A 237-nucleotide genomic window follows, 5' to 3' on the forward strand; every position below is an offset into this window, starting at 1 on the left:
CAGCCGCGCCGAATACCTGCGCTGCGCGCTGTTGATGGCCTACAGCCTGATGCCGCTGGCGCCCGCCGCGGGCGAACAGGCGCCTGCTGACCCGAACATCGAGGCGGTGAAGATCCCCGATGCCGATCAGGTCGCCGTGCAGTTGCAGACGCTGATCGACACGGTGTCCGGCGCCTACTGGAGCGTCACCGTCGGCCCGCCGTCGCCGCTGGCGGCGGCGCCGACGACGCTCCAAGT

General features: G+C 70.9%; 1 protein-coding gene. It reads left to right on the top strand.

Features of this window, described 5'->3' with window-relative positions:
* On the top strand, positions 1-237 hold a 237-nt coding region (locus HKX41_13440; GenBank protein NNC25138.1), incomplete at both ends, for a hypothetical protein.

Source organism: Salifodinibacter halophilus (assembly GCA_012999515.1).
Taxonomy (GTDB): domain Bacteria; phylum Pseudomonadota; class Gammaproteobacteria; order Nevskiales; family Salinisphaeraceae; genus Salifodinibacter; species Salifodinibacter halophilus.